The organism is Pedobacter sp. KBW01 (assembly GCF_003852395.1).
Classification (GTDB): domain Bacteria; phylum Bacteroidota; class Bacteroidia; order Sphingobacteriales; family Sphingobacteriaceae; genus Pedobacter.
The window spans coordinates 13337-28924 of sequence record NZ_QAJQ01000039.1; the positions used below are offsets into that span (position 1 = coordinate 13337).

A 15588-nucleotide genomic window follows, 5' to 3' on the forward strand; every position below is an offset into this window, starting at 1 on the left:
TAAGAAATAGATCTGTTTTGGCAGATTATTCAATTTCAGAAATGGTTTCTTCTTCAGGCCTGGTGATTTTACTCCTAAACGATTGTACCAGTAAAATGCCCACACCGATCATGATGGAAATATCGGCAAAATTGAATACCCCAGTTTGAAAAATGTAAAAGTCAATGTGCATAAAATCGGTAACCGAGCCGTGCACAATCCTATCGTATAAATTACCAATACCACCGCCAATTAAAAAACACAGTGCAATTTGAACGCTTATAGGAAGATTGCGTTTGGCAAATAGAAAATACAGTCCATAACCTAAAAATAATAGAGGTAGACCTGTTAAAATGATCAGTCTGAAAATATAGGGCATCTCATCTCCCAGACTTAAAAAGGCACCGCTGTTTTCTACACGCGTTAAGGTGAAACGGTCTTTAATGATGCTGATATGTTCGTAATTGCTGATTTTTACGCGAACAATTTTTTTGGATATCTGATCGCAACCAAAATTTAAGGTTAATAATAAGAGCAATACCGACCAGCGTAGGTTTTTTATTTTTTGCATAATTTTTTATCTGATAATATCGGCATCAACCGGCGTATAGCCTAAATGCCTGCTAAGCGACATAATTTGCCCTTTATGATGAAACTCATGGGTAATAACATGGGTAAATAATTTCAAGGGGTTTACAATTAAAGATTCCTGATTTCTTTTTAGCTCAATTTCCTGTTGTTCATTTCCTTTAAATTTTTCTATAAATAAGCCGATGTATTCATCTACCTGGTTAAAATAGCTTCGACAATCGCTTAAGGTCTGATAATTGTCGAAAGGTAAAAACTCCTGTTCAATGCCTAATGCTCTTTCGCCTATCCATGCACTATAGGTTTGGCAGATATGTAACAGTAAATTTCGGATTGAACCTCTGCCGAACGAGCTGTTTTCGGTTAAGAAATCCTGCTCGGATACAGTCCCAATGTAAGTTAATAGGGTATTTCTTGAGGATAAAACGAAATCATATTGTTGTTTAAGCATGGCCCGATTTTCTGATCCATTTTCTATATGGAATAATCAAAGCTAAAAGAATAGCAGCAAGGCTCAGGAATTTTGCAATAATATCTCCGCTTTTTACGTAAAAGGTTATTTCGTCATTCAGGTTAATATTTGCTTTTATGGCTGTTCTTGTCCACCATTTAGTACTTTGGGTTACATCGCCACGCTGGTTAATGAAGCACGAAATACCCGTATTGGCCGAGCGTGCTACGTCGCGGTGTGTTTCTATAGCCCTAAGTTTAGCATACATTTCATGCTGATCTTTGCCTGAGGTATTTCCCCACCAGGCATCATTGGTAATAACAGCAATAAACTGGGCACCATCTTTAACCGATTGACCAACCCATTCGCCCCAAAGACTTTCATAACAGATTACCGGTGCAACACCAATACCGCTTTGTGCATAAAGTACTTCTGGCTTATCCTGCCAGCCCCAGCCACCAACGGTTCCACCAAGTTGAGCGAATACACCATCCATGAAGGAAAATACTTTTGGGAAAGGCATTTTTTCTACACCAGGCACCAGCTTCGATTTATGATAAAACTGTACGTTAGCAGAATTCTCTACCTGCATGGCTGTGTTAAAATTATCCCAATACAGGTTGTTTTGCGGGTCGTACTTTGCCGAAACTGTTTTTTTTGTCTGGTAAACCTTTATACTTTCTATCCCGGTAATGAGCGTTCCGTTTTTGTATTTACTTAAGAAGTTTTGCAGTGCAAAGAAATCAGGATTTGATCTGATCCGATCCTCCTCGGCACGGTTAGGGATAGCCGTTTCCGGCCAGATAAAATATTCGGTATTGGTTTGGCCAATTGAGTCGGAAAGATGCGTCAAAATTCTGACCTGCTCGGCAGTAGGTATACTCTCCAGTTTTTGATAAGGATCGATATTGGGCTGAACCACCACTACATTGCTGGGTGTGCCTTTTTGCTCAGCGTTAAAGTATTTTGTTAATGAAACGGCAATTGGAATAATAACGACCAATGCCCAGATACCTAAAGTCCTGAGCTTTAAATAGCCACTTTGTGTTTTTAATTTTTTGTAAGCTTCGAAAGCAAGAATATTGCTGGTTAAAATCCAAAGTGAGCCACCATAAACCCCGGTATAATCGTACCATTGTGCCAGTTGGTGCATGCCTGCCAGTCCGTTACCTAAAGTCATCCAGGGGAAAGCCAGGTCCCAGGTTTGTTGCAGATACTCTAATGCAATGTAAAAGGAGATTAAGCCAATATAAGCTACGGTTTTATTAACGTACCTACCCAAACGGTAATAAAGCCAAACCGAAAAAGTCATTAAAAGTGCGCCCAAACCATAGGGGATTAACGATACCGGTATAGCTACGATGGGATTGTTGTAGGCACTAATGGCGTTGTAAACCCAGTAAATAGCTGCTGTGTTCCAAGTTAAGAACGTTAAGCCTGCAGTAAGGAAAATCTGCTTGCCGGTTTTTTTGATACCACTGTTTGCAATGCTGTCGATTGCAATTAGCAGGGGCACCAATCCAATTAACAATAATGGTGTGGTAAATGGCATAGGCGGCCAGGCCAGCCACAGTAAAAATGCACTTAAGAGGGCCAGGAGGTAGGTTTGCTTGGATTTCATATAAAATTACTTGTCATTCTGACGTAGGAAGAATCTCTACGCAGCAGAAAACTGATGCTGTTCTTGTTAATATAAGGCAGTATTACTATGTCAGAGATGCTTCGTGCCTCAGCATGACAGTATTGTTTATAAACTATCTAAAATATTCGCTTTTTTGGCTTCGTACTCTTCTTGTGTAATCAGGTGTTTATCGTACAAAGTTTTAAGCTTGCGTAGCTTTAATGTTGTTTCATCTTCAGCTTCTTCTACCACTTCGGCAATTTGGATAACCGGTTGCTCAGGTTCTGGCGCCGGGGCAGGAATTTCGGCAAATGGCTGTGCATTTAAATTAATGGGAGAGGCTGTTGCACGGTTTTCTTCCAATTTTTGCTGACGCAACATTTCTTTATACTCTTCTAACTGCTGATTTGCCGCCTGGTGTAATTTGCGTGCCTGTACTTTAGGAATAAATTCGGTTACAATATTTTCGCCGTGTTGTGGCACACAGATAAATTTAGAACCGAAAAACTCTTCTTTAAACGAAACTTCTTTAATGCTTTTCCATGAAATATCTTTAAAATTCATGGTTAAACCCAGGTTGCCCGGTTCGCAGTAAAAAATCCTTTTGTTCGAAATGGCAATGCTATCGGGTAACAAGTTTACAGCTGGCTTTTTCTGCACAGCTAAATATAAAAGCTCTTCGCCTGTAGTTAAAAGATCGTTTAATTTTCCAATCACCTTTTCAACCGCTTTTGGGTCTTGTTCGTCGCTTAGAAATCTATCTATACTAATCATAATATTTTTTAAAATTGATGTGTTGTTTATGTTCAGATGCTAATCTTCGGCATCATCATATTTGTTCTTGTTCTTTGTTACGGTTTTACCCGCTATGCAAATTACAAATTCTCCTTTTAAAGTATTGTTTTCAAAGTGTGATTTTATTTCAGTTAAAGTGCCTCTTACAGTTTCTTCGAACATTTTGGTCAGCTCTCTGCTTACTGATGCCTGCCGTTCTGCTCCCAAATATTGCGCAAACTCTTCTAAAGTTTTTAATAAACGGTGCGGACTTTCATAAAGTATAATGGTGCGCTCTTCTTCGGCCAGTTTTTTAAATTTAGTTTGCCTACCTTTTTTAACGGGTAAAAAACCTTCAAAACAAAAGGCATCGGCGGGGAGACCCGAATTAACCAAAGCTGGAACAAAAGCAGTTGCGCCGGGCAGGCACTCTACGGCAATATCGTTTTTAATGGCCTCGCGCACGAGAAAGAAACCGGGATCGGAAATGGCAGGAGTACCGGCATCCGAGATCAGGGCAATTTTCTGCCCCTCATTTAAAAACCTGATAATTTCTGAAGTGGCCTTATGTTCGTTATGCTGGTGGTGCGCGAAAACCCTTTTGTCAATGCCGAAATGCTTGAGCATGGGTGCGCTGGTGCGGGTATCTTCGGCCAAAATTAAATCACATTCTTTTAGAATCCGGATTGCCCTAAAGGTCATGTCCTCCAGGTTGCCTATTGGCGTGGGTACGAGAAATAGTTTGCCATCCATTGTATCAGGTATTTGTATCGGGTATTAAGTATTAGGTATCAAGTATCAAGTTATTGAGCTGCGGATGGTTGAAAACTGCAAACTAAAAACTGAAAACTCTTTCTATCTTTGTGAAAAAAATAAAATAATGCTGCAAGTTAACTATATCCGCGAAAATAGAGAGAAAGTTTTAGAACGTTTAAGTGTACGTAATTTTAAACAACCAGAACTGGTAGACGAAATCATTAAAATTGATGAAGAACGCCGTTCCACTCAAACTTCGTTAGATAGTATTTCTGCAGAGGCCAATGCAGCCGCTAAACAAATTGGCGATCTAATGCGAGCAGGCAAAAAAGAAGAAGCTGAGGCAATTAAAGCGCAAACTGCTTCTCATAAAGAAAATATTAAAAACCTAGGCGATAAATTAAATGAACTGGAAACGGCGCAGCATAATCTGATTGTTCAGTTGCCAAACCTGCCTTATCATTTGGTAAAACAAGGCTCAACTGCCGATGATAACGAAATTGTGCTTACACATGGCGAACCAGCAAAATTACCAACTAAGGCCTTGCCGCATTGGGAGCTTGCTGCTAAATATGATATTATTGATTTCGAACTGGGCGTTAAAATAACCGGTGCAGGTTTTCCTGTTTATAAAGGAAAAGGTGCCAGGTTGCAACGTGCACTTATCAATTTCTTTTTGGATCACGCTACTGCTGCGGGGTATAAAGAAATGCAGGTACCACATTTGGTAAATGCAGCTTCGGGTTTTGGAACCGGACAGTTGCCAGATAAGGAAGGACAAATGTATCACTCAACGGTTGATGATCTATATTTAATTCCAACGGCCGAAGTTCCGGTAACTAATTTATACCGCGATGTTATTGTTAAGGAAGAAGATTTACCGGTTAAAAATACGGCTTACACTCCTTGTTTCCGCAGGGAAGCAGGTTCTTATGGTGCACACGTACGCGGTTTAAATCGATTACACCAGTTTGATAAGGTAGAGGTTGTACAAATTACCCATCCAGATAAATCGTACGAAACATTGGAAGATATGAGCCAGTATGTTCAATCGCTTTTACAAGAGCTTGGTTTACACTACCGCGTTTTACGTTTATGTGGTGGCGATATGGGCTTCACATCGGCTATGACATACGATATGGAAGTGTGGAGTGCTGCTCAGGAACGTTGGTTAGAGGTTTCTTCTGTTTCTAACTTCGAAACTTATCAAACCAACCGTTTAAAACTACGTTTTAAAGGGAAAGAAGGCAAAGCACAACTGGCACACTCGTTAAACGGAAGTGCACTGGCATTACCACGTATTGTAGCTTCTATTTTAGAGAACTACCAAACCGAGAACGGCATTAAAATCCCTGAAGCTTTGGTGAAGTACACAGGGTTTGATATGATTGATTAGGGGTAACTAACGAAGTTTTGAGGGCAAGGCGCATGAGGAACTTCGATAGTTTAGCAAGAAGGGCTAAGACTTACGAAGTTTTCACCGCATAATCCTTAGCTAACTTCGTAAGAAGTGCATAAAAAAAGCTTTGCATCACTGCAAAGCTTTTTGTTTTTATATAGATAGATGTAATTTCGATTATAGGATCAGGATCAACAATAAGATGATGATGATAATGGCACCAACTGAAAGGTAAACACCACCAGAGATTGCGCGTGCTTGTCCTTTTAACTCTCTTAATTCGCTGCGTAATGCCTTACGTTCTGCTTTAGTTAGGTTTGATTTGTCCATGTCCCTGATTTCTTCAACACGGGTTTTAATTCTTTCTAATTTTACAGCCTGTTCTGCAGTTAATTCAGTTGGATTCTTAGCAGGTTTATCAGCTGCCTGAGCCGAATTAAAACTAATGCCTAAAGCGAAAACCAAGGCTAGCGTGTAGATGAATTTTTTCATAATATTAATTTTTTTAGTGTTCGACCTCTAACTAACAAAAAACCTACCAAAATGTTCTGGTAGGTTTTAAAAACAGCTAATTAAATGTTAAATATGTTATTTGATTTCGAAAACTACATTAACACTGAAGTTTAACTTAATTTTTTTGAAGTCGATTTCCGGTGCAGCATCTGCAGATTCGGCCATTGCCGACTTCATCATGTAGTTTCTGTAAACAGGTTGTACAACATTGTCGCCACCATCCTGTATCTCAATTACGCTACCTAATTTATCGCCCAAAGCTTCTACCATGTAAGCCGCTTTTTCTTTTGCAGCTAATAAGGCTTTAATTTTCAGCTCTTTTTTCAGGCTTTCGATTTTGCTGTAATCATAGCTTTCGATGTTGGTGTTTGCAATACCTTTGGCATCAATGGCCTCAATGATGGTGTTAAACTTGTTTAAATCGCTAACTTTTAAGCGGTATTGTTTGCTGGCTAAAAAATCAGGATTTTTCTTTTTCTCTGTAGCATAGTTCCAGCTGCTTAAATTGCTGATGGTTAAATTTTCTTTTGCAATACCAGCTTTTTGAACCGCTGCATAGAGTTGTTTTTCTAATTCAGTAATTTCTACTTTTTTCTTACCGTTTAAGTATTCTTTTAGCGAAATGCCAATGTAAATAATATCGGGTGTAACTTCTGTTTCGGAGGTACCGCTAACATTAATTTTTCTGCGTAAATCTACTTGTTGAGCCATCGCTGTCGATAATCCTAAAAATGCAACTAATGCAAGTGCTATTAACTTTTTCATAATTCAAATTTTTCTTTGTGTGTACTGTAAAGATGTAAGTGCTGCACAAATTCCACACCGTGATTAAAATATTTTTTGTTTTCCCTGATAACGGGCTTCACTTTCAAATAGCTACAATCAGGCCATTATTTATTGAAGTATAGGGTGATTTTTCAGTCTATCTTGTTTATTTCCAGTTGGATGTATTTTTGTGAAATAAAGACCGAAACGAGTTTTTTTAGGCCGAAAAGGCTAAAAATAAATTATAAAATATTTTTTAAATTTTAGTGGTGATGACCTTCGTTGAGTTAAAATTGTAGCCAAAGTATAGCTTATGCCTGTACTCAAAAAGGTTAATTTGGATTGAAAAATGTAAAACGGGTAGAGCGTGTTTTCTCAATCGAGAAAAATTATGCGCAAGGTTTTATGCTTAAATAGACGGAATTATATAGGATTATAAAACCGAGCGCAGCAGAATATTTCTGCAGAATTTTAATCTTATTGTATCCTTAAACTGATACAAATGGAGCGTATTTAGCGGTTAAACTTTTGAAACTTTAACGGCAGTTGGTCCTTTTTGGCCCATTTCAACTTCGAAAGTAACTTTATCACCTTCTTTAATCTGTGTGATTAAACCATTGGCGTGAACAAAGATGCTATCCTGAGTTTCGGTATTTTTAATGAATCCGTAACCTTTACTATCGTTAAAGAAAGTAACTGTTCCTTTTTTAACCGGGCTTTCGTCAATAATATCCTCTTGTCTTGAAATACCAATCTGAATGTCTTCAGTATTGATTACTTTCTTTTTGCTTGGATCGGGTGGAGTAGAAGAGATGTTTCCGTTTTCGTCAACGTAAGCCATCATATCTTCAAGCGATAAGCCTTTTTTAGCATTAGCCTGACGTTCTTCTTTTTTCTCTTGTTTCTCTTTTTGTTTCTTTAATCGTTTTTTTTCGTTCTCTTTTTTACTGTATGTTGCCTGAGATTTAGCCATATTTTATTTAATTGTTTTGTTTTAGAAGGGTGAGTGGAATGGAGAATTATGCAAAGATAACAATACTTAAGCATAAACACGATTTTATTCGGGAATGCCCATAATAAATTATCTAAGTTTTATTCGCCAAATTCGCATAAAATCAGTTACATAGCTGCCCAGCTTGCTTTATCTACCTGGTAAACAAAATTCAATTTTACCGGTTCGCCGTAATAGGCTACTTCTAATTCGCCAACTTTGCTTGCCCCTAATTTTTCTGTAGCTTTTTGCGAACGATAGTTGCTTGCGCCAATATGCAAAATTACTTTATCTACAAATTGAAATGCATAATCAAGCATCAGTGTTTTTAGCGCGCGGTTGTGCCCTTTTCCCCAAAATTCGCGACCGATAAAGGTATAACCAACAGCAACCGAACTGTTTTCTTCATCCAGTTCGTAATATCTTGAGCTCCCTACAATCTTGCCCGTTTCTTTTTCATAAACAATAAATGCCCCTTTCGATTCGATTGCGCCCTTAAAGAAATTCTTAAAAACTGTTCTCTGGTAACGGTCTTTGTTTGGATGCTGCTCCCAGATCAGCGGATCGGATGCTACCGCATACAAGGCTTCAAAGTCAGTTTCTTTTAACGGAACTATTTGAATTAAATCGTTTTCTAAGGTTGGTTGTAAATCGAAATACATATGGGTTGGTTATAAAAACGGCCAGCTAAAAAGCCAGCCGTTTGTTGAGTATTTTATAGTAGGGACCCTGAAACAAATCCGATAGGTATTGGATCAGGGTGTCGGACTCGTAGTCTAGTCTACCAGACCTTCAATGGCAACCACTTCGTTTGCTTCTTTCTGATAATCTACTTTATCAATTTCGAAACCGAACAGGCTTAAGAAATCAGATCTGTAACCTGGTAAATCGCCAATGGCTGGCAAAGTTTCGGTTGTAGCTTGCTCCCAAAGTTCGGCCACTTTTGCCTGTACATCTTCGCGCATTTCCCAATCGTCAATCCTGATTCTGCCTTTTTCATCAACAGGAACCGGGTTGCCTGTAAATAACCTGTCGGCATATAACCTTTGGATTTGCTCAATGGTACCTTCGTGAATGCCTTCGGCTTTCATTACCTTGTACAATAAAGAGATATACAACGGAATAACCGGAATAGCTGAACTGGCTTGTGTAACCAATGCTTTGTTTACCGATACATAGGCTTTACCGTTAATATCTTTTAATTTATCGCCAATGGTAAAGGCTGTAGCTTCTAAATCGTCTTTTGCACGGCCTATGGTACCTTTGCGGTAAACCGGTTCGGTTAAAGCAGGGCCAATGTAAGAGTAAGCCACTGTGGTAGCACCATCAGCCAAAAGGTTATCGGCTTTTAGGGCGTCAATCCACATTGACCAATCTTCGCCACCCATTACTGCCACGGTGTTGGCAATATCTTCTTCTGTTGCAGGCTCGATCGAAACTTCGCTTACATTGCCTGTATGGAAATCGACAGTTTTATTGGTGTAAGTTTCGCCGATTGGTTTTAAGGTAGAACGATGTAAAACTTCTGTATCAGGGTGTTTTCTAACCGGAGAGGCTAAACTGTAAATCACTAAATCTACCTGACCTAAATCAGCTTTGATCAGTTCGAGCGTTTTTGCTTTGATTTCTTTTGAGAAGGCATCGCCATTGATGCTTTTAGCGTATAAGCCAGCTGCATGTGCTTCTTTTTCAAATGCGGCACTGTTGTACCAGCCCGGTGAAGCAGTTTTACCTTCTGAAGGTGCTTTTTCGAAAAATACGCCAATGGTAGAAGCGTCAGAGCCAAAAGCAGCAGCAATTCTTGAAGCTAAACCGAAACCGGTTGAAGCACCAATTACCAATACTTTTTTAGGGCCGTTGATAGCTCCTTTTGATTTTACATATTCAATTTGATTCTTTACGTTTTGAGCGCAACCATCAGGGTGTGCTGTTAAACAGATAAAGCCCCTCATTCTAGGTTCGATAATCATTTTTGTTCTTTTTTACGTTTTGTAATGTTAAAATAAGGACGCTTTAAAGGTCTCTTGAAAAGCTTTAGTGCCTAAATCTTTAACGAAGATAAATTTTTAATTGCTTAACATTAAATGAATTTTAAATATTGAAGGTTTTTAAGTGGAAGAGTGTTTCTATTTTTAACCGCAAAGGGCGCAAAGAAACGCAAAGCTATAGTTATTGGCAATTAGACTCCGGACTTCTAACTCCCGACTTCCGACTCTCACATATTTCTTTTATTTTAGCGGCACACAGATAAAACCGGTAACCATTAATGAAAAAGCTATTACTGCCCATCTTATTTATTTTGATGGCATTTGGAAAACTATCAGCACAGACTCAAAATCAGAACTCTGGCTGGTTTATGTTTTTAAACAATACTAAATTTAACGATAAATGGGGATTGCAATTTGATCTTCAAGTTCGTTCGGCCGACGACTGGGGTTACGTACGTAACATTCTGGTGCGCCCGGCAGTGCAATATTTCATCAACAATAAAAGTAATGTGGCCCTGGGTTATTTATGGCAGAACACCGAATTAAGGTTATTGGGTTCTTCTAATAATTCTTTAACCGAACACCGTATTTTTGAGCAATACATTTATAACCATAAAATCAGTTCAGTATTTACGAGTCACAGGTTTAGGTTAGAACAACGTTTTATTGAGCGTTTAAACAACGAAGACTTGTTTTCGCAACGGTTTCGCTATTTTGTAAGGTTTATTAAGCCTTTGCAAAAAGCACAGCCAACTTTTACCAAGGGTGCTTTTGTAGCTTTACAGAATGAAATTTTCTTAAACCTGCAGAACAAAAGCCAGATTAATAATAGTGTTTTTGATCAAAACCGCGCATACCTGGCTTTGGGCTACCGTTTTTCGAAGCAGTTTGATGTTGAGGCAGGTTATATGAACCAGGCGCAACATGGGGCAACGGCTAATACAGTTAATAATATTATCCAGTTAGCACTGTACACCAGGTTTTAATTTTAAAGTCATTTTTTGTACAACAACTCTTACAAAGTGTTAAAGCTGTTGTAATTGACCTTGCTTTTTGCTCAATTTGCCGCGTGAAAAAATTTACCATTCTATTTTTAGCACTTTTATTCGGCAAGCGGATGCACGCACAAGAAATTAAAAGTTCTTCTGCCAACCAAACGCCGACCTCGAAAAGTTTATTTAACCCTGAACACAAGCGGAATTTTTCGCGTAAAGGCGATTTTTATTTTCATTGGGGATACAATAGTTCCTGGTATGGCAAAAGCGATATCCGTTTTCAGGGGCCGAACTACGATTTTATGCTAAAGGATGTTGTGGCGCACGACAGGCAATCAAAATTAAGTTGGGAATATTTAAATCCCGGTTTAATTACGGTACCTCAGTATAATATTCGGGTAGGTTATTTTATAAAAGATAATTACAGTATTTCTATTGGCTGGGACCACATGAAATATGTGATGGATATTCCGCAGACTGTTGCCATTACCGGACATATTGGTCCAAATATTTCGCATGAAAATACACCTACTGGTACATTGGCAGGTGATTATAATGGCCAAAGTATTAATGTTAAAGAAAGCATGCTTACTTACGAGCATACAGATGGCTTTAATTATGCCAATATAGAAGTAGAGCGTTATGATGATATTTGGGTTGCACCAGGTGGCAAAACCTCATTAACTTTAGAAACCGGTTTAGGCGGTGGGCTAATGGTACCACGTTCTGATGTACGTTTGTTTGGCCAGGGCCGCAATAACCACTTCAGCATTTCTGGCTACGGTGTTTCGGCAAAAGTTGGTTTGAAGTTTTACATCTGGAAAAACTTTTATGTACAAAATACAACCAAATTTGGGGCGACCAATTTAACCAATGTACACACCACAGGCTGGGACGAGTTTGATAAAGCCAGTCAGAAAATTAACTATATCGAAAACATCTGGTTAATTGGGGTTCAGTTTTAAAAGAGATTAAAGGAGGCTTAAGCCTCCTTTTTTGTTTCCTGATCATCTTTCTGCTCTTTAATTGCCGCCGCAATCTTTGCAATATCTTTAAACGGAACATCGGCAATGAGGTTGTGGATGTTCGTTTCTTCCTCGCGCCTTATTAATTTCTTTAATGGATGCTTGTCGCTAAGTATTTCGTTTTTATTGAGGTACCAAACAAATAGATCGGCAGGTTCGCAAATTAAAAGTTTGCATAATTTCTCGATATGATCTAACCTGATCGACCGTGTTTTACCATGTAGAATGTAGTGCGCCGGGTGTGGCGTGAAACCTGCTATAGTGAGGTAGGTATGGGGACGTTCAATGCCCCGGGCAATAAAAATTGGAATTACATTTAAAAATAACATATTGTTAATCGGTTAAGTGATAAAAAACGGTATTCAGTTTATCAGGCATGATTAAACAATAGCTATAGCGGATGTAAAAAGCTGATGGACGATTTAAAAACATAAAATAACGATGTTAAAAGGTCAAAATTTTATGTAATAAATAAAATTAAGTTGCTAATCTCTATCACTGTTGTTCAGTAGTTTTTAAATCTGTACTAACTTGCTGAAGCTCCTTGCCGAGTTTGTTTTGGTTAAAGAAGGCCGCTAGCGCTTTCAGTCTTTTTCTATTGTCGTATTTCAGGTTTGAATTTAGCTTTTGCTGGCATTTTGAACATAGTCTGGCTATGCTTCTATCAGTTTCGCCTAAACTATTAGTGTCATTCATTAGGCAATTGGCTTCAACACAATGGGTTAATCCAAACATGTGGCCAATTTCATGTGAAGCGGTTTTTAGAAGTCTTTCGAGGCTTAAATTAAATTGCTCATTTGCAAGGGGCTTTTTATGGAACCGGTAAATCGAGTTTACAGCCAATCCTTTATCATAAGATGCCAGCCCGAACACAAAATTCCATTTATCATTCGGGAACAAATCCATTTCGGTTATGCCAAGGATGGCGATTGCATCTTTTGGCCTCCCAACGGCTACAACGGTATCACGTATATAGGTGGCTAATAGTTGTTCGTGTTGCTGGCTTATCCTCCGGGCATGTGGTGGCACAATATTGTTGTTTACTTTGGGCAGCAATACTGTATTAAGCTGGAAAAACTTTTCTAAATACTCACGGGTAAGTTGAATTTGTTTCCACTCGTGTACCGAAAATTCTCCAATTGGTTTTAGATAAATGGTTTTTAATATTTTGTTGGGCGTAAGTGGGTGACTATTATGGTAATTGGCCAGGGTTTGAATTCGTTCCTGATGATTAAAAAGCCAGTCGCCTTTTTGTGTTTTTTTTAGCGGAATATCATTTTTAGCCACTGCACTAAAATAGCTGGAATTGTTGTTGCAAGATGCCAGCGCTACTATGATAAACAGGTAAACCAAAAGAGAATAGATCGCCCGCTTCACATTCTAATTTGCATCTAGCAATCTTCTGTGGTAATTAATTTGCCCCAGGTGATAGGCGAGATGGGTAGCAAGGTGTGTAAGAAAATATCCGGTAGAAGTTTTTCCTTCAAGCACCAGTAGGGGATATTCGGCCTCCAGCTCTTCTATTGTTATTTTATCGAGTGTTCGGTTTACAATGTCGATGGTTTCATCTATTTTAATAAGCAGTTCTTTGCTGGGCACATCTTTTAATGAAAACTCGAGGTCACGGTTTCTGATGTACCCCCTGTTTCCAAGTGTAGCACCAATGTAAGTATTTAAATTGCCGATTAGGTGCAGACAGAGGTTACCAGCCGAATTGGCTATGCCTTGATCGATGATCCATAAATTGGCCTCGTTTTGATATGATTCAATTTCCGTTTTCAGTTTATGCAGATCGCGGTCGAATAGTTTTTTAAGGATTTGGTTTAGCATGGTTACGAAGTTTGGTTTGGAAATCTTATTCAGCTACTTTTATGCTTTTCCAGGTTTCTATGGCCCATTCTATATCCTTCTTATCATCGAAATATATGGCCAGCATTAAATATTGCTGATCTACTATCGAATCAGCATAAATTACCTGATAGGCTTTTAAATTATCGCGTTCGTTAATCATATAGCCCACTTTTAAAATCTGATCATCTGAAAAGTCGAATGTATCTAATGTTTTGGCTACCGATTGATCGCGATCTTTTATAAACTGTATGCGTTCCTGGTATATTTCGGCCCTGGTTTTATCTTGTTCGTTGCAGATAAACAGTCTGACTGATTTATCACCTGTGGTGTACAATACATCTCCATCTGTTTCTGCTATCCGCTCAAAGAGATTGTTAATATCTATAGTCCACTTGTCGCTTAGCTGGTGGGTTACGATGTAATCATCTTCCAGTTCAAAATCTGTAATTTTTTTCCAGCTGGCATGTTCATCCGCTCTCTCATAAGCCGAACCCACTCCTTTGAGCAGGATCTTTTCTATTGAGGAATCAATTTTAAGAATGGTAGACGGATTGTAGATTTTAATGTTTTGCGGATCGTCTACATATCCTTCAGATTCGTGGCCGCTAAAAATTCTCCAGCCACTGTCTTCAGCGCATATTCCTTTTTCGCGGTACATAAAACGCGGTTTCATATTTTCTTCTGCAATCATTTTCGAAACCATCAATCCTCCAATGCGGGGAAAATGATCGAAATTCTCTTCTCTTTGCTTTTTTTTCTTTTTAGATAGATGCATTTGTTTTAACTGTAAGATGTTGGAAAAAGCCGGATAACTGGCAATTAAATGTGCGCTTATGCTGGAATTACATTTACCACCACTCTTTCGGGGGCAACCAGTGAAAGCTGTTTTACACATTTCCATTTCGAGCCCGCTAATCCTTCCATGGTGTCTACTTCTTCAATAATGTCGCCATATTCGTAAACGTGATAGGCGTAACTCCACAGTAAATTGGCCATTTCATTTTCATTAAATGCTGTAAACCTAATCTGGAAATCGGGAAGGCCTAGCGCATGCATGCCGATGGTGTCCATCAGTAATTCGCGGTTTTGAGGATCGTTACTTACATTGAAAAGCCTAACGTTGCAGAAGGCATACAGTGCCTGTAATTTATCGGTTTCCCAAAGGTTGGTAATGGCGATGGGGTTTAATATTTTGTCGCCATGAAAGGTATATACTGCATTAGGTTCTGTAACCCTGATTACGGTCGTCAGGAAATCCATAAACAGGTTTACACGTGCTTTATAGGGCAAGCTTCGCGACATTAAATCGGTAATCAGTATTTCGTATTGACAGCTTTGCGCTATCTCATTGGCTTCCGGCCAGTGCCAGTTTTGGGTAAATGCGGTATCGGGAAGGCCAACTCCAGCCTCATTCCTGTCGGGGATCAGGATGTTGAGCTGTGCAGGGAGGGTAGCGTCGGTCAGCTGAACAGGATAATCGGGAAAGGAAAAAATAAGGCTGCTTGTAGAAAATGAATGATCTATATTGGTGATCTGTTTTTTGAGTTCCGCTAAAATCTGATCGGCATTGAGGTTGGGTTTGCCAGAAAATAAAAGCTTGGTCATCAGCATTTCGGGGAAATTCTGAGGTTGATTATCTTCAGCGATCGGTTCAATATCTGCTGTTATTGTGTTTTTCTTTTTAAATGGGTTGAATAAATTCATGCCTAAATGTAGCATGTTTTGGATATAGTGGGAGATTCTTTTTCATTTTTACGAATGATTTTAAGTTACGATTTGTTATAGCCTATCTTATCAAAAATGGCATTTAATATTTTACACAGTTGGCTCGTTAAAAGGATAGTATATGCAAGTCATAAAAAAACGTCCCGAATTGCTCCGGGACGTTTCTT

The 15588-nt window shown here is 38.8% G+C and carries 18 protein-coding genes; 3 read left to right on the forward strand and 15 right to left on the reverse strand.

What is annotated here, in order from left to right; translation table 11 throughout:
• Positions 1–25 precede the first annotated feature (25 nt).
• From lspA to rsmI, 5 genes are all read right to left on the reverse strand, one after another.
• On the reverse strand, positions 26–550 hold the full coding sequence (gene lspA / locus DBR40_RS25460; RefSeq protein WP_124562548.1) for a signal peptidase II: 525 nt from the start codon (positions 548–550) through the stop codon (positions 26–28).
• A gap of 6 nt (positions 551–556) precedes the next feature.
• On the reverse strand, positions 557–1018 hold the full coding sequence (locus tag DBR40_RS25465) for a DinB family protein (RefSeq protein ID WP_124562549.1): 462 nt from the start codon (positions 1016–1018) through the stop codon (positions 557–559).
• Positions 1011–2639: an apolipoprotein N-acyltransferase gene (gene lnt / locus DBR40_RS25470; protein WP_124562550.1), complete on the reverse strand. Its 1629-nt coding sequence runs from the start codon at positions 2637–2639 to the stop codon at positions 1011–1013. Before lnt ends, DBR40_RS25465 begins: the two co-directional genes overlap by 8 nt.
• Before the next feature lie 126 nt (positions 2640–2765).
• Entirely contained in the window at positions 2766–3413 is a 648-nt protein-coding gene (locus tag DBR40_RS25475; RefSeq protein ID WP_124562551.1) for a PH domain-containing protein, read from the reverse strand.
• A 39-nt stretch (positions 3414–3452) separates the two neighbouring features.
• Positions 3453–4166 (reverse strand): 16S rRNA (cytidine(1402)-2'-O)-methyltransferase, encoded by a 714-nt coding sequence (gene rsmI / locus DBR40_RS25480; protein ID WP_199748428.1) that lies wholly within the window; start codon positions 4164–4166, stop codon positions 3453–3455.
• Positions 4167–4293: 127 nt separating this feature from the next.
• Here rsmI and serS point away from each other — a divergent pair, with 127 nt between their 5' ends.
• Positions 4294–5565, forward strand: coding sequence for a serine--tRNA ligase (gene serS / locus DBR40_RS25485; protein WP_124562553.1), 1272 nt, complete (start codon positions 4294–4296; stop codon positions 5563–5565).
• 180 nt (positions 5566–5745) lie between these two features.
• Here serS and DBR40_RS25490 read toward each other — a convergent pair whose 3' ends face one another.
• The 5 genes from DBR40_RS25490 to fabV all read right to left on the reverse strand — a co-directional run bounded on the left by DBR40_RS25490 (position 5746) and on the right by fabV (position 9807).
• Entirely contained in the window at positions 5746–6060 is a 315-nt protein-coding gene (locus tag DBR40_RS25490) for a hypothetical protein (protein WP_124562554.1), read from the reverse strand.
• 96 nt (positions 6061–6156) lie between these two features.
• Positions 6157–6846, reverse strand: coding sequence for an SIMPL domain-containing protein (locus DBR40_RS25495; protein WP_124562555.1), 690 nt, complete (start codon positions 6844–6846; stop codon positions 6157–6159).
• Between the two features lie 520 nt (positions 6847–7366).
• On the reverse strand, positions 7367–7819 hold the full coding sequence (locus DBR40_RS25500; protein WP_124562556.1) for a cold-shock protein: 453 nt from the start codon (positions 7817–7819) through the stop codon (positions 7367–7369).
• Between the two features lie 146 nt (positions 7820–7965).
• On the reverse strand, positions 7966–8499 hold the full coding sequence (locus tag DBR40_RS25505; RefSeq protein WP_124562557.1) for a GNAT family N-acetyltransferase: 534 nt from the start codon (positions 8497–8499) through the stop codon (positions 7966–7968).
• A gap of 114 nt (positions 8500–8613) precedes the next feature.
• A complete protein-coding gene (fabV, locus tag DBR40_RS25510) occupies positions 8614–9807 on the reverse strand; it encodes an enoyl-ACP reductase FabV (RefSeq protein WP_124562558.1) in 1194 nt (397 codons plus the stop codon).
• 296 nt (positions 9808–10103) lie between these two features.
• Here fabV and DBR40_RS25515 point away from each other — a divergent pair, with 296 nt between their 5' ends.
• Both DBR40_RS25515 and DBR40_RS25520 read left to right on the forward strand, forming a co-directional pair.
• A complete protein-coding gene (locus tag DBR40_RS25515) occupies positions 10104–10811 on the forward strand; it encodes a DUF2490 domain-containing protein (protein WP_124562559.1) in 708 nt (235 codons plus the stop codon).
• Positions 10812–10894: 83 nt separating this feature from the next.
• Positions 10895–11785 carry a hypothetical protein gene (locus tag DBR40_RS25520; protein WP_233603989.1) on the forward strand — a complete coding sequence of 297 codons (891 nt, stop codon included), beginning with the start codon at positions 10895–10897 and terminating at the stop codon, positions 11783–11785.
• A 17-nt stretch (positions 11786–11802) separates the two neighbouring features.
• Here DBR40_RS25520 and DBR40_RS25525 read toward each other — a convergent pair whose 3' ends face one another.
• The 5 genes from DBR40_RS25525 to DBR40_RS25545 form a co-directional block, all read right to left on the reverse strand.
• Positions 11803–12174, reverse strand: coding sequence for a helix-turn-helix domain-containing protein (locus DBR40_RS25525; protein ID WP_124562560.1), 372 nt, complete (start codon positions 12172–12174; stop codon positions 11803–11805).
• Between the two features lie 166 nt (positions 12175–12340).
• Positions 12341–13222 (reverse strand): archaemetzincin, encoded by an 882-nt coding sequence (locus DBR40_RS25530; protein ID WP_199748429.1) that lies wholly within the window; start codon positions 13220–13222, stop codon positions 12341–12343.
• Positions 13223–13225: 3 nt separating this feature from the next.
• Positions 13226–13675 (reverse strand): DUF1572 family protein, encoded by a 450-nt coding sequence (locus DBR40_RS25535; RefSeq protein ID WP_124562561.1) that lies wholly within the window; start codon positions 13673–13675, stop codon positions 13226–13228.
• Between the two features lie 25 nt (positions 13676–13700).
• Positions 13701–14471, reverse strand: coding sequence for a DUF2185 domain-containing protein (locus DBR40_RS25540; protein ID WP_158674139.1), 771 nt, complete (start codon positions 14469–14471; stop codon positions 13701–13703).
• 56 nt (positions 14472–14527) lie between these two features.
• Entirely contained in the window at positions 14528–15400 is an 873-nt protein-coding gene (locus DBR40_RS25545) for a DUF4261 domain-containing protein (protein ID WP_158674140.1), read from the reverse strand.
• Positions 15401–15588: the final 188 nt, after the last annotated feature.